This window comes from Flavobacterium antarcticum DSM 19726 (assembly GCF_000419685.1).
GTDB lineage: Bacteria > Bacteroidota > Bacteroidia > Flavobacteriales > Flavobacteriaceae > Flavobacterium > Flavobacterium antarcticum.
Map to the genome: position 1 here is coordinate 375,311 of NZ_ATTM01000004.1, position 18,458 is coordinate 393,768.

Annotated in this window: 15 protein-coding genes; 10 read left to right on the forward strand and 5 right to left on the reverse strand. The window is 34.5% G+C overall.

Translation table 11 applies throughout. The features are described 5' to 3' along the window. Positions 1-123: 123 nt before the first annotated feature. From YWA_RS0109060 to YWA_RS0109105, 10 genes are all read left to right on the forward strand, one after another. Complete coding sequence (locus YWA_RS0109060; protein WP_022828199.1) at positions 124-1,092, forward strand: Gfo/Idh/MocA family protein; 969 nt, start codon at positions 124-126, stop codon at positions 1,090-1,092. 26 nt (positions 1,093-1,118) lie between these two features. Then, positions 1,119-1,673, forward strand: a complete 555-nt coding sequence (locus YWA_RS0109065) for a hypothetical protein (protein ID WP_022828200.1) — start codon at positions 1,119-1,121, stop codon at positions 1,671-1,673. A 120-nt stretch (positions 1,674-1,793) separates the two neighbouring features. Next, positions 1,794-2,663 (forward strand): hypothetical protein, encoded by an 870-nt coding sequence (locus YWA_RS0109070; protein WP_022828201.1) that lies wholly within the window; start codon positions 1,794-1,796, stop codon positions 2,661-2,663. Between the two features lie 10 nt (positions 2,664-2,673). Continuing rightward, positions 2,674-3,567 (forward strand): 3-hydroxyacyl-CoA dehydrogenase NAD-binding domain-containing protein, encoded by an 894-nt coding sequence (locus YWA_RS0109075; RefSeq protein ID WP_022828202.1) that lies wholly within the window; start codon positions 2,674-2,676, stop codon positions 3,565-3,567. 196 nt (positions 3,568-3,763) lie between these two features. Further along, positions 3,764-4,981: a DUF1015 domain-containing protein gene (locus YWA_RS0109080; RefSeq protein WP_022828203.1), complete on the forward strand. Its 1,218-nt coding sequence runs from the start codon at positions 3,764-3,766 to the stop codon at positions 4,979-4,981. 85 nt (positions 4,982-5,066) lie between these two features. Next, the gene (locus YWA_RS0109085; RefSeq protein ID WP_026718701.1) at positions 5,067-5,729 is read left to right on the forward strand and encodes a YggS family pyridoxal phosphate-dependent enzyme; all 663 of its coding nucleotides are present in this window, start codon (positions 5,067-5,069) and stop codon (positions 5,727-5,729) included. 71 nt (positions 5,730-5,800) lie between these two features. Beyond that, positions 5,801-7,162, forward strand: a complete 1,362-nt coding sequence (locus YWA_RS0109090) for an exonuclease domain-containing protein (RefSeq protein WP_022828205.1) — start codon at positions 5,801-5,803, stop codon at positions 7,160-7,162. Between the two features lie 3 nt (positions 7,163-7,165). After that, complete coding sequence (locus tag YWA_RS0109095) at positions 7,166-8,017, forward strand: ion transporter (protein WP_022828206.1); 852 nt, start codon at positions 7,166-7,168, stop codon at positions 8,015-8,017. Beyond that, positions 8,014-8,940, forward strand: coding sequence for a tRNA (adenosine(37)-N6)-dimethylallyltransferase MiaA (gene miaA / locus YWA_RS0109100; protein ID WP_022828207.1), 927 nt, complete (start codon positions 8,014-8,016; stop codon positions 8,938-8,940). The genes YWA_RS0109095 and miaA overlap by 4 nt, the downstream gene beginning before the upstream one ends. Then, positions 8,931-9,668 (forward strand): acyl-[acyl-carrier-protein] thioesterase, encoded by a 738-nt coding sequence (locus YWA_RS0109105; RefSeq protein ID WP_022828208.1) that lies wholly within the window; start codon positions 8,931-8,933, stop codon positions 9,666-9,668. The genes miaA and YWA_RS0109105 overlap by 10 nt, the downstream gene beginning before the upstream one ends. A gap of 30 nt (positions 9,669-9,698) precedes the next feature. On the opposite strand, the gene YWA_RS0109110 is transcribed toward YWA_RS0109105, so the two are convergent. The 5 genes from YWA_RS0109110 to YWA_RS0109130 form a co-directional block, all read right to left on the reverse strand. Next, the gene (locus YWA_RS0109110; protein WP_022828209.1) at positions 9,699-10,430 is read right to left on the reverse strand and encodes a response regulator transcription factor; all 732 of its coding nucleotides are present in this window, start codon (positions 10,428-10,430) and stop codon (positions 9,699-9,701) included. A 3-nt stretch (positions 10,431-10,433) separates the two neighbouring features. Continuing rightward, positions 10,434-12,020 carry a sensor histidine kinase gene (locus YWA_RS0109115; RefSeq protein ID WP_022828210.1) on the reverse strand — a complete coding sequence of 529 codons (1,587 nt, stop codon included), beginning with the start codon at positions 12,018-12,020 and terminating at the stop codon, positions 10,434-10,436. Positions 12,021-12,087: 67 nt separating this feature from the next. Next, positions 12,088-12,681 carry a dephospho-CoA kinase gene (coaE, locus tag YWA_RS0109120; RefSeq protein ID WP_051126935.1) on the reverse strand — a complete coding sequence of 198 codons (594 nt, stop codon included), beginning with the start codon at positions 12,679-12,681 and terminating at the stop codon, positions 12,088-12,090. 6 nt (positions 12,682-12,687) lie between these two features. Next, positions 12,688-13,680 (reverse strand): glycosyltransferase, encoded by a 993-nt coding sequence (locus YWA_RS0109125; protein WP_022828212.1) that lies wholly within the window; start codon positions 13,678-13,680, stop codon positions 12,688-12,690. Between the two features lie 79 nt (positions 13,681-13,759). Beyond that, a complete protein-coding gene (locus YWA_RS0109130; protein WP_022828213.1) occupies positions 13,760-18,358 on the reverse strand; it encodes a T9SS-dependent choice-of-anchor J family protein in 4,599 nt (1,532 codons plus the stop codon). Positions 18,359-18,458: the final 100 nt, after the last annotated feature.

An 18,458-nucleotide genomic window follows, 5' to 3' on the forward strand; every position in this document is an offset into this window, starting at 1 on the left:
ACAAAAATAAGAAAGTATTCCCTATTTTTTGATTTGGATTTTTGAAATAATAGATTTGAAACTTTACCACGCAAACTTTAATCTTTGAACAATTAATGTTATTTTTGTTGAAAATACATTTATATGCTAAAAGTGGGCGTTTTAGGTGCTGGACATCTGGGAAAAATACATTTGCGATTATTACAACAATCAACTAAATATGAATTAGTTGGCTTTTATGACGAAAATGCCGAGAATGCATTGAAAATCGAAAAAGAGTTTGGATACAAGCGCTTTGATACAATTGCCAAATTGCTTACTGCTGTTGATGTCATTGACATTGTAACTCCTACGCTTTCTCATTATAAATGTGCAAAAGTCGCTATAAAATCGGGAAAACATGTTTTCCTTGAAAAACCGATTTCAAACACGGTCGCAGAAGCAGAAGAAATTATAGCTTTAGCCAAAGAATATAATGTAAAGGGGCAAGTTGGTCACGTGGAACGATTCAATCCTGCTTTTATTTCTGTGAAAGATGCAATTCAGAACCCAATGTTTATTGAAACCCACCGATTAGCTGAATTTAATCCACGAGGCACGGATGTTCCTGTAGTTTTGGATTTGATGATTCACGATATCGATGCGATTTTAAGTGTGGTCAAATCAAAAGTAAAAGACATTCATGCAAGTGGTGTTTCGGTTATTTCAGATACGCCCGATATTGCAAATGCTCGAATTGAGTTTGAAAACGGATGTGTTGCCAACTTAACTTCAAGCCGAATTTCACTAAAAAATATGCGTAAATCTCGCTTTTTCCAGAAAGACGCATACATTTCTGTTGATTTCTTGGAGAAAAAATGTGAAGTGGTAAAAATGAAAGATGCTCCAGAAGTTCCTGGTGATTTTGATATGATTTTGCAAAATGCGGAAGGTTTGAAAAAGCAAATCTATTTTGACAATCCCGAAGTGGAAAATAATAATGCAATTTTAGAGGAATTAGAAACTTTTGCAGATGCAATTGTGAATAATACGGCTCCAATTGTGACTTTAGAAGATGGAACTGAAGCATTGAGAGTGGCTTACGCGATTATTGAAGCGATGAAGAGACAATAATTTCTGCTAATTTATAAACGTATTATATGACTTACCATCAGAAAAAAGCTGGCACAGAACTTACATTTGAGTTAGGAGAAGAAGGTTTAGATTTCACCATGAAAGATGAAACTATTCATAAATCTGAATTCATTTCTTACGAAGATATTCTGAACAAAACGCATGAGTATTTTGAGAAAAATGCAGGTCATAAAAGTAGAGCAATTTACTTTTTGGTTGTTGGTGTGCTGTTCATGTTTGCAAATATAATCTTTAAAATGAAGCTTTGGGCTTGGATGTTTTTACTTGGTGCTCCAGTTTTTTATTTTTTATATCGAAAATCAGTTGTCAATTATAAAGTGATTAATACTGATAATAATAAAATGGATGTCTGGGTGATGGATGACAAATCTCAAGATGAAATTGTTCAAGCGATTTACGCTAAAAGAGACGCGTACTTAAAAGAGAATTATTTAGCTATAAATTATAACAATGAAGCGAATAGCGAGGTTGAGAAATTTATGTGGCTTAAAAGTTTAAAATTAATTAACCAAAAGGAATTTGAAGTGATTAAAGAAGAGATTTATAATAATGAAAAATAAGTTTTAAATATATTATAAAACTTTTCCAATTGCGTCCTCACTGCGGACGCAATTGAGTTGATAAGTAGAATTAAATAAACAATTTAAAAACATTCAGAAAAGAAATATATAACGTCACGAATGAATAAATTAATCCTAGTTTTCGCCCTAATTTTGATTTCTTGTAACGAAAAAGGAACAATAATAAATCAACCTACTATCTTGGATGAAAATGCTGGATTTGATTTAGAAGAAATTACCTTTAATGAAGACGTTGCTAAATTATTTTCAAAAAATCCGTTCAGTTACAGTGATGTAGATTTTGATAGAGATACTACTAAACCAATACCCGATTCTATTTTTAAATACAAAATCGAAAGCTATTTAGCAGAAACATTTAAACTAACAATACCTGCTAAAGAATTAGGATTTTTATATAAAACGCGCGAAATTGACAGCCTTGCACGAATAGGAAATCAATATTTTGACCGACTTTTCGTATTGACAAATCTAGAGAAAAAGCCTATCGCCTATTACGCGGAATCCAGATTTGACTCTAAAAAAGACCGAGATGCTTTTATAAAGAATTTCAAAGAAATGTACGGTCAAACAAAGTATGAATTTTTAATAGATTCCAGTTTCGATAACCTTTCCTACCAATGGGATTTAGATACTAGAATCATACAAATCGAAACTTCCAAAGGATTTTCAATGTCTGCAAGTTCTGATGGAACATCAAAATCAGGAGAATACTACCGACTTGACGTACTCATAATTGACAACGCACAAAAAGACGCGATTTATAAAGCACATATTCTTGAACTTCCTGACAAATTTAATATTAAAGGAAAGGTAGATACAAACGTTTCTTACACCAATTTAAAAGAATTAGGTTTAGAAAGAACAAATATTATTGAAGACGAATTTTTACTACACTCCTACTTTGAAAAATATATTAAAAATGAGTACGGAGAATATACAATGCCAGACGAAGAACAATTAGAAAAATAAACAATATATAATGAAAAACATAGCAGTTATAGGTGCCGGAACAATGGGTAACGGAATCGCACACACATTTGCACAAAGCGGTTTTACCGTAAAATTAATCGACGTTTCAGAGAAATCATTGGATAAAGGAATGGCTACAATTGCCAGTAATTTAGACCGAATGGTTTCAAAAGGAACCATTACCGAAGCCGATAAATTAAAAACCATCAGCAACATCATTACTTACACCGACATTAAAGACGGCGTTGTAGGAGTTGATTTGGTAGTTGAAGCAGCAACAGAAAACGTTGATTTAAAACTTAACATTTTCAAACAATTGAATGAAGCTTGTTCGCACGATACGATTTTGGCCACAAATACTTCCTCCATTTCTATCACGCAAATTGGTGGCGTAATTTCACATCCAGAACGTGTAATTGGAATGCACTTTATGAATCCTGTGCCAATTATGAAGCTCGTTGAAATCATTCGTGGTTACAATACTTCAGATGAAGTGACTAAAATAATCATGGATTTGTCCGTGAAATTAGGGAAAACGCCAACTGAAGTAAACGATTATCCAGGTTTTGTAGCAAACAGAATTTTGATGCCGATGATTAATGAATCCATTGAAACTTTATACAACAAAGTTGCAGGAGTTTACGAAATTGACACAGTGATGAAATTAGGGATGGCACATCCGATGGGACCTTTGCAATTAGCTGATTTTATTGGTCTAGACGTTTGTTTGGCGATTTTAAATGTAATGTACGACGGTTTCAAAAATCCAAAATACGCTCCTTGTCCACTTTTAGTAAATATGGTTCGCGCCGGAAAATTAGGCGTAAAATCAGGCGAAGGATTCTATGATTATTCAGAAAGCAAGAAAGCAGAAAAAGTAGCAAAACAGTTTGTAGTGAAATAATTTGAAGCGAATGGCTCGGGAATTTGTTTAGTCCTTATTCCCGCTTTCCGCTTCAATCTTTTACTTTTTTAAAGAAAAAAAGTAAAAGGATTTCCACTTCAATCGGGGCTAGTATAAAATCTTTACGAAATTTTTTATCGCTTGGGCTTTTTTGTCCTTCAATCTCTAAATCCTTTAATCTTTCAATCTCATAATTTTGGCAAAAATAATTCCTTTCAAAGCCGTTCGGCCCACTCGCGATAAAGTAAGTTTAGTTACTTCTCGTTCTTACGACGAATATTCGCCGGGCGAGTTGGCTTCGCAATTGGACTTTAATCCATTTTCGTTTTTACACGTTTTGAATCCCGCTTACGTCAATCAGCAAAAAGCAGGATTGGAAAAGCGTTTTAAATTGGTTGCCCAAAAATATAGAGATTTCAAAGAAGAACATGTTTTTCTAAAAGAAGAAGAGCCTGTTTTTTTTATTTATGAAATTGAAACAAAAAACCAAACTTTCACAGGAATTATAGCTGGAACTTCGCTTGAAGATTACCGAAATAATGTGATTAAAAAACACGAAGACACGTTGCAATATCGGGTCGAATTGTTCAAAGATTATTTACATCAAACAGGTTTCAATACCGAACCTGTTTTAATCACCTATCCTGAAAACGCTGAACTATCTGAATGGATTTTAGCGAAAAAGCAGTTTGATTCTCTCTATGATTTTTCGACTACAAGAAGAGAAAAACACCAACTTTGGAAAATTGACAATCCACAGGAAATTGCGTGGTTGCAAGAGAAATTCGAATCCATTGGTGATTTATATATTGCTGATGGACATCATCGGTCGGCTTCCGCGGAATTGCTTTACCAAGAAGATAAAAATTCTGGAAATGAAAATCTGAATTATTTTATGAGTTTCTTAATCGCTGAAAACAATGTCAAAATTTACGAGTACAATCGGATTATTAGAGATTTAAATAATCATTCGAAAGTTGAATTTTTAAAGTTGTTATCGAATTCTTTTTCAATAAAGAATAAAGAGCAAGAACTTTGGAAACCAGGTAAAAAATTCGAATTTGGAATGTATTTAGACGGTGAATTTTATTGTTTAACGCTGAAAAAGCAAGAAGGTTTTTCGGGTGTTTTAGAACAACTTGACGCTCAAATTTTATACACACAAGTTTTACATCCAATCCTAGGAATTGAAGATTTAAGAACAGACGAACGAATTGATTATATTCCCGGAAAGCAATCCATCATCACGATAAAAGAAGTAATTGACGAAGGAGAATTTGAGGTGGGATTTATGCTTTTTCCAACCGCAATTTCAGAAATTAAAGAGTTAGCGGATAAGAACTTGATTATGCCTCCGAAAAGCACTTACATTGATCCGAAATTTCGAAGTGGATTAGTGGTTTATGAATTATAATTTAAAAAACTTTTGCAACACAGATCTTAGAAATTTTTAAAATTATTCAAATTTCTTAAATATGTGTTCAAATAAAAATCAAAAAATGTCAATAAAATCAAACTTACTCGAAATAAAATCTTGCCTTCCAGAAAACGTAACGCTTGTTGCCGTCTCTAAAACTAAACCGGTTTCGGATTTGATGGAAGCGTATGAAGCAGGTCAACGGATTTTCGGTGAAAACAAGATCCAAGAAATGGAGGAGAAATTTAATCAAATGCCAAAAGACATTCAGTGGCACATGATTGGTCACGTTCAGACGAATAAAGTGAAATTTATGGCGCCATTTGTGAGTTTGATTCATGGTGTTGATTCGCTCAAATTATTGAAGGAAATCAATAAGCAAGCTTTAAAAGAAAATAGAGTTATTGATTGTTTGTTGCAAATGCATATCGCGGAAGAAGAAACTAAATTTGGTTTAGATGAAGCGGAATTGCAAGAGATTCTGAGTGAAATTAACAGTGATAATTTTGAAAATATCAAAATTATTGGTTTGATGGGAATGGCAACTTTCACAGAAAATAAAGACCAAATCAAAAAAGAATTCCTTCATTTGAAATCAATTTATGATACACATAAAGCATTAAATACTAAAAACTGTCAACTGACCACTCTTTCCATGGGAATGTCAGGCGATTACCAACTTGCAATTGAGTGCGGAAGTACAATGGTTCGGATTGGAAGTAGTATCTTTGGAATCCGAAATTAGAATAAAGAAAAAATAACATAAATTAAAGGCTTGATAACTAACGACTTACAACCGATAACTGAGAACTGAATTTGTATACCATATTAGACATAGAAACCACTGGAGGAGCATTTAATGAAGAAGGAATTACGGAAATTGCTATCTATAAATTTGACGGACACGAAATTGTCGACCAATTTATCAGTTTAGTAAATCCTGAAAAGCCAATTCAGCCGTTTGTGGTGAAATTGACAGGGATTAATAATGAGATGCTTCGGACGGCTCCAAAGTTTTACGAAGTGGCTAAGCGGATTATTGAAATTACAAACGATACGGTTTTAGTCGCTCATAACGCTCAATTTGATTACCGAATTTTGCGAACAGAGTTTTCTAGATTGGGTTATAATTTTGAAATTCCAAATATATGTACCGTTGAATTAGCTAAAAAACTAATTCCAGAGCAAGAATCCTACAGCTTAGGAAAATTAGTTCGGGCTTTGGGAATTCCTATGGCAGACAGACATCGCGCTTCGGGAGATGCTTTGGCCACGGTTAAATTATTCAAACTTTTATTGGCGAAAGACCAAGAAAAAGAAATTGTAAAAAGCTTTATTAAAACTGAAGTTGAAAAAGGTTTGTCACCAAAATTATTAGAAATTGTTGCGAAAGTTCCTTCTACGACTGGAATATATTACATTCATAAGCAAGACGGAAGCATTCTTTATATTGGCAAAAGCAAAAATATGAAGAAGAGAGTTAACCAACATTTTGCGGGAACGACTAAAAAATGCAAGAAAATTCAGGCTGAAGTTTACGAAGTCAGTTATGAAGAAACGGGTAACGAACTGATTGCTTTACTAAAAGAAAATGCCGAAATAAAAATAAATCGACCGGTACTAAATCGAGCGAATCGTAAAAATATTTTTCCCTATTCGCTTTATCAAGAAAGAAATAAGGAAGGATATATTTCCATTTTCATAAAAAAGACCGATTTCAGAAAGAAAGAAATTACCTCGTTTGCAACTGAAATGGAAGCGCAAACTGCGTTATATAAAATCACAGAAAAATATACGCTTTGCCAGAAAATTAATTTATTGGATAAAGTAAAGACAAGTTGTTTTCCGTACCAAATGAAGCAATGCAATGGCGCTTGTGTTTTTGAAGAATCAACTGAATTATACAATTTACGTGTAAAAGATTTCCTACAAAATAACGAGTACCAAAATCAAAATTTAATTTTAATTGAAAAAGGACGTGTTGTTGACGAAAAAAGTGCAATCTTGATCGAGCATGGCGTTTTCAGAGGTTTTGCCTTTTTTAATTTGAACTACCAAATTACGAACGTTGAAATATTAAAGAATATTTTGACGGAATTACCTGAAGACAGAGACGCTAAAAATATAATTTTAAGCTACTTACGCAGAAATCAACGTACGAAAGTAATTCATTTTTAATTCATGAGAGCAAGGAAGCAGAAAGTAAAAACGTATTTAGATAAACTACGACAGCGAATAAATATTATTATCCACGGCGTAAATACACCAATGGGTAAAATCTTTGACATTGCTCTTTTATTTATCATATTATTGAGTGTACTGTTAGTTTTGCTCGAAAGCGTGCAGAATTTAGACGATCAGTACCACGACATATTGGTACTTGCGGAATGGGTCATCACTATTTTCTTCACCATAGAATATATATTGCGTATTGTTTCTACTCGAAAGCCGCTAAAGTACATGCTTAGCTTTTACGGAATAATTGACTTGATTTCGATAATGCCGATGTACTTATCGTTTTTTATTCCAAGTACAAAAATACTTTCCGTAGTTCGTGCATTACGATTACTCCGATTATTTAGAATTTTAAATTTAGGAAATTTCACAGGGCAAGCTGCTGAATTGAAGTTAGCCATTAACGCAAGTCGCACCGCTATTACCGTTTTTGTCTATTTTATCATCATTATCTCTATACTTTTAGGAGCCGTAATGTATGTTGTTGAACCTGTAGAAAGTGGTTTTACCAGTATTCCAACGAGTATTTATTGGTGTATCGTGACATTAACCACCGTTGGTTATGGTGATATCGCACCAGTTACTGCATTAGGAAAAGGAATTGCATCGCTAATAATGATCATGGGTTACGGTATTATCGCCGTTCCTACGGGAATTGTGACTGCACAAGTTGCAAATGGTAAAAATCGCAGAAAGGTTTACGCACCAAATTGCCCAACTTGTAAAGCAGTACCCTCTTCGGACGACGCCCATTTTTGTCACAACTGTGGAACTAAATTAGGTGCAATTCTGAAATGAGAAAATTTCTAATTACTGTTGTAGGACCTACGGCTATTGGCAAAACTGCCTTGAGCATAAAATTAGCGAATCAGTTTAAAGCTGAAATAATCTCCTGCGATTCTCGACAATTTTTTAAGGAAATGAATATTGGAACTGCTGTTCCTTCATCCGAAGAATTGCAATCAGCCCCACATCATTTTATTCGAAATAAATCTATTTTCGACAATTATACCGTTGGCGATTTCGAAAAAGAAGCGCTTTTACAACTTGATGATTTATTTCAAAATAACGACTATGCTGTTTTAGTAGGAGGCTCTGGACTGTATGTAAATGCTGTTTTGAAAGGCTTTGATACTTTTCCTGCAATTGATTCAGAAGTTCGAGAAGAAGTTAAGGAACAATATGAATTAAAGGGAATTTCTTATTTAGTACAGAAACTACAAGAAACAGATCCTGATTATTATCATTTTTTATTAGAAACAAATCCACAAACTTTGCAGAATCCACAGCGACTAATGCGTTTTGTGGAAGTTGGCTTAGGTTCAGGAAAACCATACTCGTCTTTTTTAAATCAAGAGAAAGTAGGACGGAATTTTATTCCAATTATAATTGGCTTAGAAGCAAATCGCGAGGCACTTTACGACCGAATCAATCGTCGAGTTGACATCATGATTGCCGAAGGTTTAGTGGAAGAAGCGAAAAATTTGTATGAAAACAAAAACCTTAACGCTTTACAAACCGTAGGTTATAGAGAGTTATTTGATTATTTTGATGGAAACATTTCGCTGGAATTTGCCATTGAAGAAATCAAGAAAAATACCCGTCGGTTTGCCAAACGTCAGATGACTTGGTTTAAACGAACAGAAAACATTCATTGGTTTGCTTATCAAACTGATGTCGAAGAGATAGTAAAATTAATTAATTCAGTAGCATGCCCATAGATTCAAATTTTAAATCCGTACACGAAAAAGAATGGGAAATTAATTTCTCTCAATGTGCTCCAAACGGTGCGTTGAACTATACGGATTTATGTAATTTACTACAATTAACCGCTGCAGAACATGCCGATTTAGGCGGTATTAGTTTTACAGATATGCAGGAATTTCACCAAGCTTGGGTATTGAGCCGAATGCGAATTGAAATTGAGTCTTTACCAAAATGGCGTGATAAAGTGATTGTTAAAACTTGGATCGTCTCTTTAGAAAACTCTCGTTCAACAAGAGTTTTAGAAGTTTACAAAGACAATGTCAGAATCATTTCCTGCGAAACTTTTTGGGCTGTAATTAATACCGAAAGACGTCGTCCGGAGCCATTAGCTTTGCCACACGAACATTTCGAAAAATTTCCTTTAAAATTTACTACAACTGAGCGAGTTAAGAAAATAAAACTTCCTGCTGATTCTGCGAAAGTTGGAATACACAAAGTAGTATTCTCCGATTTAGACGTAGTAAATCATGTAAACAATGTGAAATACTTAGAATGGTGTTTAGATTTGGTTGAACCAAAAATACTACTGCATCAAACTTTTAAAAGTCTCGACATGAATTTTCTGAACGAATTACTTTTAGAAAATGAAGTAGAACTTTTCTCCTCAACGAAAGACAACGACACTATATTTTCTGTAGCGAAAGATTCGAAGAACTGTTTTTCGCTTGAGTTTACCGTATAAAAAAACTCCGATTTCTCGGAGTTTCTAAAATTATTCTGCTGTTGGAGCTGCTGGTGGTTTGTTTTTAACCACTAAACGGAAACCTTCTCCGTGAATGTTTAAAATTTCAACCTCATCATCCATTTTCAAATATTTTCTTAATTTGGCAATGTAAACGTCCATACTTCTTGAAGTAAAGTAGTTGTCGTCTCTCCAAATTTTTGTCAATGCTAATTCTCTTGGCATCAAATCATTTTCATAAACCGCTAACATCTTCAGCAATTCGTTTTCTTTTGGAGAAAGCTTAATCGGCTCCGTGTCTTTGTAAGTCAAGAAACGCAATTTTGAATTCAAGTGGAAATTTCCAATTATAAATTCAAATTTAGTTGCATCCGCTTTAACTTCTGAAGATTTACGTTGAATAATCGCTCTGATTTTCATCAAAAGTACTTCTGAATCAAATGGCTTATTCAAATAATCGTCCGCTCCTACTTTGTATCCTTTCAATACATCGTCTTTCATAGACTTTGCCGTAAGGAAAATAATAGGCACTTCTTTATTCTTTTCTCTGATTTCTTTAGCTAACGTATATCCGTCTTTGTAAGGCATCATTACATCCAAAATACACAAATCAAAAGTGTCTTTTTTGAATTTTTCAAAACCTTCCATTCCGTTTTTTGCTAAAGTAACGTCAAAGTCATTTAGTATTAAATAATCTTTCAATATTGACCCGAAGTTCGGATCATCCTCAACCAAAAGAATTTTTTTGTTTTCGTTTTCCATAACTTAATTTATTAGTGGTAATTTTATGATAAAGGTACTTCCCTTACCTTTTTCGCTTTCTACTGCAATCTGACCATTATGATCTTCTACAATTCTTTTTACATAGGCTAATCCCAATCCGTGTCCTTTCACATTATGAATATCGCCTGTATGTTCTCTATAAAATTTTTCAAAAATTCGTTTCTGTGCTAATTTTGACATTCCTGCACCGTGATCTTTCACCTTAATAATCACAAAATCTTTTACATTCTCTGTGTAAACATCAATAATTGGGTTCTCTGGCGAATACTTAATTGCATTGTCTAAAACATTTACAATTACATTTGTAAAATGCACGTCGTTCAACAATACAGTTGTTCTTTTTGCATCTAAATGGGTATTGATGGTACCATTTCGATCTTCAATTATTAAATTAACATGCTCGATTGCTTCTTCTACAATTTCGTTAACATCAGCGGATTCTTTGCTAATTTCCAACTCTCGTTTCTCTAATTTCGAAATTCGCAACACATTCTCCACCTGTGCATGCATTCGCTTATTTTCATCCCGAATCATTTGCAAATAACGCGTTGTCTTCTCTAAATCGCCAATCACTTTTGGACTTTTTATTGCATCTAATGCCAAATTTATCGTGGCAATGGGCGTTTTAAATTCATGCGTCATGTTGTTGATGAAATCAGTTTTGATCTCAGAAATCTGACGTTGTTTGATCAATTGATTTAAAGCACTTGTATAAGCTATTATTATTATTAACGTAAAAATGATGGATAAGGTTGTAATTCCAATCAATTCTGAGAAAAGAAATTTCTTTTTCTCTGGAAAACTAACCAACAACTGATAGTCACTTTTCCCTTCTGAATTTGTCAAAAAAGGAATTGCAAACGTTGCATTTTTATCAAATTTAAAATCTGACGAGCGTATTTTAGTTGCTAAACCATTTTCGTAAATTCCAAATTCAAATGGTGTATCAACGTCGTATAATTTTAATTCTTTCTTGAGCGCCTTTTGCAAGAAGTTTACCGAAACCCGCTCTTTTAAAGACTTTGTTTCTGTAATTCCGTCAAAAAACATTTGAACTTGTACCTTATCTAAAAGTTCCATTCGACCGGACTTCTTCACCGTCAATTCAGGTGTAGGATTCAATTGCATATTGGAATTATCCATTCCGTCGCCGGCAAAAACTTCCGTTTTACTGTTGTAAACGAAATTTTTCAATTTGTTTACCGAATCCATTTTTTTGTCAAAAAAGGATAAATTAACGTTGTAATCTTCTGAAAGAATACTATTTGAATATATGATTGTTTTATTAGTTGTTCTGTTTTTTTGAACTAAAACAAAATCTAAAAGTTCGGTCTTTGTAGGCTTTTTACCTTTAGTTTCCTTGAGAATATTATACTGATTCAAGAGGTTATAGACTTCTTGCTCCTTAAAATTATCAGCAACATTACCAATCACCTGTTTTACATGATATTTAAATTGCTCTTCGTTGTTTTTAAACGAGGTATTAATTAAGTACAACTGTACCAAAATAATACCTATTAACGAAAGGCTCATTAAAAAGACCAATAAACGAAACAACAACTTATTCATATCAACAAAATTAACATTTTAACATTTGTCCTATAAATATATTAACCAAACATTAACATCTAAATATTTATAGCGAATAATTTACGATTTCGTTATAAATTTTAGATACTTGCTGAGATGTTGACTCTAAATTAATATTTTCAATAACAAAATCACTTAAGGCAATTCTTTTGTCGTCCGTCCACTGATTTTTGATGCGATTATTAATTTCTTCATCGGAACTATTGTCTCTATTCTTAACGCGCGACACCCTCAAATCAACAGGTGCAGAAACCGTTATTACATAATCACAGGCAAGATGGCTGTTTGTCTCGAATAAAATTGCGGTTTCTTTGATTACAAAAATTGCTTTTTCATGCTGACTGAGCCATTCTTTGAAATGTTGAGCGACCAAGGGATGGATAATTTTGTTGAGTAGATCTAATTTCTCAGGATTGCTAAAAACTATTTTCGCCATTGCTGCTCGATTTAATTTACCATCTTCAATAACTGACGGACCGAATTCTTCTGCAATCAATTTTAAAGTCGATTTTTTATCCGTTATCGCTTTGGCTTCCATGTCAGCAATATAAATTGGAACGCCTAATTTTTCAAACATTTTAGCGACGGTTGTTTTTCCGCTACCAATACCGCCTGTCAATCCAACAATTTTTGTCATCATTTATTATTAAAAAAAAAGTTCTGGAAATGCTTTTTGAGGTTTCTTTTTGAATACCTGAACTAAAATCATCGACTTTAAGAAACCGATTCCATACCCGTAAAACTGAATTAGTGTTGCTAAAACTGCGAGTAGACCAATCTTAAAACTCCTGGTTTGCAGAAGTGCTACAATAAATAGTAATTCAATATACGTTGAGAAAATGAGGAGCAAAATGTAGTTTTTAAAAAAAGCAGTGGCAATTGCTATTAAAATTCCAATTAAAAAAATGGTAGGAAAGTAAAATGTAATTTTTGAATACTTCGGATACCAATGATTCAAAATTGGTCTTGCTTTACCAAACTTATTCACTTGTTTGTAGAATTTGGACCAATCTATTCTTCGTTTGTGATACACGTAGGCTTCGGGAAATAGCTTTGTTTCAAAACCCAAATTCCAAAGTCGTATGGATAAATCTGGATCTTCTCCTGGATGAATTTTTCCAAAACCACCAGAAGCTTCAAATGCTTTTTTTGATAGTCCCATATTAAAACTCCGAGGCTGAAATTTAGTGATTTGTTCTGACCCACCTCTGATTCCACCTGTTGTAATAAAAGAAGTCATCGCAAAATTGATTGCTTTTTGCACATCTGAAAAACTATCTAGTGCTTTGTCAGGACCACCAAAACAGTCTACGTAATTCAGGAGCAATGCTTTTTCAACTTCCAATAAATAATTTGGAGGAATAATGCAGTCGGAATCAAATATGATAAAATAATCGCCTTTTGCTTTTTTCATTCCAAAATTACGAGAATCACCAGGGCCTGAGTTTTCTTTAAAGTAATAACTAATATTCAGTTTTGAATTAAAAGATCGCACCACAGCTTCACAGCTTAGCGAGGAACCATCTTCGATGATTACAACCTCGAAATCTTTATCAAAATCCATCAAAAGTAAACTGCTCAGCAATTCGTCAATCTCGTCTGGACGGTTGTACACTGGAATAATTAAAGAGAAAAACATGCTTTAAATTTTAACAAATATAAGCTTAAAAAAAAAAGCCACCCGAAGGTGGCTTATAAATTTAAAGAAATTTTAAAATTTATTCTTTAATCACTTTGATTGTTTTTACACCGTTCTCAGAATTCACTTTTACTAAGTAAGTTCCAGTAGCTAATGTTGACATATCAACTTGACCTTTGTTTGCATTCATGTTTACAGATAGAACTTGCTGTCCTAAAAGATTATAAACCGCAACATTTGAAATGTTTTGAGTAAAACTTACATTAAGAACATCTTTTACAGGGTTTGGATACGCTGTAAATGTATTGTTATCAAAGTCAGTAGTTCCTAACGCTTCTTGAATTACGATGTTATCAACAAACAAGTAGTACTGTTCTTCATCTGAATAAACGTTAAACCCGAATACATAATCACCAGTTGTTGGTGGAGTAAATGTAACTGAATTTGATTGTAACGTACCTTGACCGATAGATGGATGATCTGCAAGTTCTGTCGTCATTGCTGCAGCATTTGCAGTCGCACCGTAAGACACTCTTAATTTCTCAGACCAAGTACTTGAAATATTATTTCCGTACTGGTATGCGATGCTATAGTTTGTTCCTGCAGTCAAAGTAACTGTGTTTGTGTAAAACCATGTATTCGCAGCTGAGCCAGTATAGTCATAGCGCAATACTTTCGTATCAAAACCGTATCCTGGAGCAGCAGATGTTTTCCAGTTTGCACCTGTACCCATATTCTGGTTGTACGTACAAAGAGGTAGGTTTGGCACTACAGCATTTTCGAAATCGATTGTATAAGGTAATGTTGCATTTATACAACTTGATGTAAATGTACCTGCATAAGACCAAGAACTTTTATCATTCGTACCACAAATACTTCTAACGTAGATTTTATAGGTAGTAGAACCTACTAAACCAGTTAAACTTGCTGTAGTAACACCTGCTAAAACTGTACCTGAAGGCTCAGTTGTTGCATTTGGAGTCATCACTAAATCAGCAGTATAGAAATAATCGTAACCACCTGACGGAGCTGGCGTTGTTGCTGTCCAATTCATAGTAGCTGTAGTGATTGTTACATCAGTAGCTGTTGGTGCTGCAGGTGCAACACAAGTTGGAGTTGGCTCCAATCTGAAATCATCAAACCCAATAGAATATGGACTGAAACTAGGATCATGCACTCTAACTGCAAAGTAGTAGATACCACTTGTTGCAGGAACGATTGTATTGCTAATTAATTGGTAAGGCTGAACAACTGTTGCGTCTGGACCTCCTGGAGAAGTTGTGCCTCCCAATTGGGTAGCGCCAACACTGCTTTGGATTGTGTTTTGAAACACATCAACATTCCAAGAAGTATATCCGTCACCTTGCATGAAAAAACTGAAGTCATAACTTACACCCGCAGTTAATTCAAATCCTGGAGTCCACATGTATTCATTTTCCGCAGCATACAAGTTTCTTAAATAGTTATTTCCATTTCGTGGAGTAGTGAACGTTGTAGTTCCTGTATTTGAAGTACTAAAATCGCCATTTTCCTTAAACCAACATGGAGGAAATGAATTAGATCCTACAGTAGTTAAACTTTCGAAACCTTCTGTCCATGGAAATGTAGTTACTGGTAAACACGCTGTAATGATTGTTTTAGCTGGAGACCAGTTACCGAAATCAGCACCACAAACCGCTCTAACCCATACTTTATATGTGCTACTTGGCTGTAAATCAATAATTGTTGCTGATGCTGTTGTAACATCAAATAATGGTAAACCAGCAGGGCTTGTAGTAGTTGACAAAGCATAAGCATATTGCCATGCTACCTCTCCACCACCTGGTGCCCATGATATATCTGCCGTAGTTGGAGTTGCACCATTAAAAGAAACTACATAAATATCGGCACATGCAGGAGTTGGTTCCCAAACTACATCGTCAAGATTCACAGTTTGATAAGTCGCAGTACCAACAAACTTGAAAGCAACATGCTGATCAGTCGTTGAACCCATAAATGCAACTGCATAATCTGCAAAACTTGTTGTCAATTGAATTGCTTGAACTGCTGTAAATGTACTTTCATTAGCAGGATCAGTCATTGTTCCTACAATTAAACTTGTACCAGTAGGTCCATAAGCTTTAAATTTAATTCTATGTGTATTCGCCGGCAAAGCTGTTAGTGATGGAGTCACCATATACAATGCTGCTGCTGCGTCATTTGAATTACTGAATGATGCATAACCATTGTAGTAATACACTTGTACACTTGGGTTTGTATTTACAGCATTTTTCAATGTGTACCAACATTCAGGTGCTGGAATCGTTGTTGTTGTAGTAAAATCTTCTGTGAAATCACCAAAACTTGCACAACCCGTTCTAAATGTAAATGGACCTGTCCACGGACTTAGATTTGACGTTCCACAAACTGTTTGAATGTAGTAAGAGTAATCTGCCTGAGAACTTAAATTTGATAGCGTTGTAGAATTACCAGTAATTGGATCAATGATAGTTCCAGAAGCGGAACCTTGTACAAAACCTAGCTCACCATATTCTACTTTAAAAGTAGTTCCAGTAGAAACCCAGTTTAACGTTGCTCCAGTAGAAGTAATATTAGTTACTGAACTAGCAGTTGGAGGCAAACAAGTTGGCGCTTCAAGTACATTCACCAAATAGTCAATGGTTACACCATCATAACTACTGTAGCAAGGATTCGCAGGCGTAATATTAGAATAAGTAGAAATTGATCTCATTCTATGTTGACCTAAATTTGCCGTCAAAGATGTCATAAATGTAGTCTCTACGATACTAGGTACTGTATTATTTGGCGCTTGACCCGTGTAAACCAATTCTGATGGTTCAAAAGTGTAATTGTTATTGTAGTCAATCCAAATATTTGTATAATATCTGTAACCCGTAGCCATGGTTAAATTCATAACTGTATTTACACCTCGAGTGATATCAATAGGACCGTTTTCAACAAAACTTGTATAAGTTACATCCGCAACTGCTTGACTGAAACTATTCACCTGTACGTTAGTTACACCTGTACCATCACTAGAAGTTGGAACAGAAGGACAATAACATCCCACTAAATCTGTAGTAAAATTATCAATATAACAATCTACTGCTGTTAAATCACCTGCAAAAGGCTTAACAACGTAATAATAAGTTGTGTTAGGATTTCCTACAAATGAGTACGTTAAAACGTTTCCGATGTCTTTATTATTCTGTCCTTCAACAATATCAGTTACAGTACTAAAATCATCTGATATAGAAGTTCCGATCGTCACCTTGTAACCATCTATTCCAGCAATAGCACCCCATGTAAAAGTTGTTGGTGAATTCCCGCAACCAACATTTGTAACCGTATTCATATCTTGAATACATCCTGGAGCTGTAGAAGGTGTTGGTTCAACCTCAACGTCATCAATAAACAATCTGTATCCATCTAAACCTCCTGGTGGAACGTGAAAAGCAACAAAAACATCACCTGTATAACTTGTTAAGGAAATTGTTTTAGTAAGTGCCTCTATACTTGAAACTTCTGTTAAAGGCATTAAAACTGTCGTGAAATCAGCTGGAGTATTACCAGTAGTTGACAATTTTACCATGAAATCATTAGGCTCAAAAGAAGACTGTGCTTTATATTTAAATTTCAATCTTTCATTACCTGTCAAAGTTATTTTCGGACTAATCAACCAATCGTCGTTCGCACCTGCAGCATAATCTGTAGTTATAACCGCTGACTGATCACCATTGATAGGGTTACTTGTGTAACTCGTATTCCATAGAATTGCATCATTATTTGCATTTATAACCGTCCAACAACCTTTAGTGTCAGAATCTGAGTTGAAATTTTCTACAAATGGAATTGGAAAACTAACACAAGTAGTTTTAAAAGTAACCGGTCCAGCCCATACACTTTCGTCACTTGACGTACACAAGCTACGAACCCATAAATAATATTTAGTATTATCCAATAAAGAAGTCAAATCAGCAGTTAATCCTGCAGCTGCAACACCTTCTGTAAGCGCTGGAGTTGTATTCGATGTGGAAACGTAATATTTGTATCCTAAAGTTGGTGCAACAGTTGGTGCTGTCCAACTAATCGTTGCAGTAGAATTTGTAACAGCAGAAGCAGTAAGAGCTGTTGGAGAAACACAAGACGGTGGAGCACCTTGCTCAGCAATTACATTGTCAATATAAAAGTAGGAATCTCCTCCATTAATTGAATTTGCTTTAAATCTAATAAATAAACTTCCTGCCGTTGCAGAGAAATTAAAAGTCATTGTAGCACAAGTATTAGATACAGTATGACTGTTCTCATCGATTGTACCAACTAAATTCCATGGTCCCGTAACGCTATTTGACCATTCAGTTATAATTTCCAACTGATTAGCCGGAGTTCCAGCACCGCCAGAATAATTTATAACCTTGTAATCAAAATTCAATGCAACTACTCCTCCATTTGATGTTCCTAAACTAGGAGAAGTAATAGAATGATTAGGTGAAAACTCATAAGCATTTACCCGTACGGATGCTGTTTGCAAACAAGGAGTCACTGTCGATCTAGAAAAACCAGTACTGGTCCAAGATCCGAGTCCGGTGGGTTCCCATCCATACTGATAAGAAACTTGTCCGTAGCCGCTCATGACCATGGCCAAGAGGAAGACTAGTGATAAGGTAATTTTTTTCATAATAAAAAAATAGTTTAATGTTAATATGTTGCTAAAATAGCCATAATTTTTCAAGAGAAAAAAATTCAAATGTTAAGATTTTGGCTTTTAAGAGTCCAAA

Bases quoted from the DNA above. Each gene is read 5' to 3' on its own strand.
- YWA_RS0109065 (WP_022828200.1), top strand. From the start codon at position 1,119: ATGACTTACCATCAGAAAAAAGCTGGCACAGAACTTACATTTGAGTTA.
- YWA_RS0109110 (WP_022828209.1), bottom strand. From the start codon at position 10,430: ATGGAAAACGAAAACAAAAAAATTCTTTTGGTTGAGGATGATCCGAAC.
- miaA (WP_022828207.1), top strand. From the start codon at position 8,014: ATGAGAAAATTTCTAATTACTGTTGTAGGACCTACGGCTATTGGCAAA.
- YWA_RS0109130 (WP_022828213.1), bottom strand. From the start codon at position 18,358: ATGAAAAAAATTACCTTATCACTAGTCTTCCTCTTGGCCATGGTCATG.
- YWA_RS0109060 (WP_022828199.1), top strand. From the start codon at position 124: ATGCTAAAAGTGGGCGTTTTAGGTGCTGGACATCTGGGAAAAATACAT.
- YWA_RS0109085 (WP_026718701.1), top strand. From the start codon at position 5,067: ATGTCAATAAAATCAAACTTACTCGAAATAAAATCTTGCCTTCCAGAA.
- YWA_RS0109115 (WP_022828210.1), bottom strand. From the start codon at position 12,020: ATGAATAAGTTGTTGTTTCGTTTATTGGTCTTTTTAATGAGCCTTTCG.
- YWA_RS0109070 (WP_022828201.1), top strand. From the start codon at position 1,794: ATGAATAAATTAATCCTAGTTTTCGCCCTAATTTTGATTTCTTGTAAC.
- YWA_RS0109105 (WP_022828208.1), top strand. From the start codon at position 8,931: ATGCCCATAGATTCAAATTTTAAATCCGTACACGAAAAAGAATGGGAA.
- YWA_RS0109095 (WP_022828206.1), top strand. From the start codon at position 7,166: ATGAGAGCAAGGAAGCAGAAAGTAAAAACGTATTTAGATAAACTACGA.
- coaE (WP_051126935.1), bottom strand. From the start codon at position 12,681: ATGATGACAAAAATTGTTGGATTGACAGGCGGTATTGGTAGCGGAAAA.
- YWA_RS0109125 (WP_022828212.1), bottom strand. From the start codon at position 13,680: ATGTTTTTCTCTTTAATTATTCCAGTGTACAACCGTCCAGACGAGATT.
- YWA_RS0109075 (WP_022828202.1), top strand. From the start codon at position 2,674: ATGAAAAACATAGCAGTTATAGGTGCCGGAACAATGGGTAACGGAATC.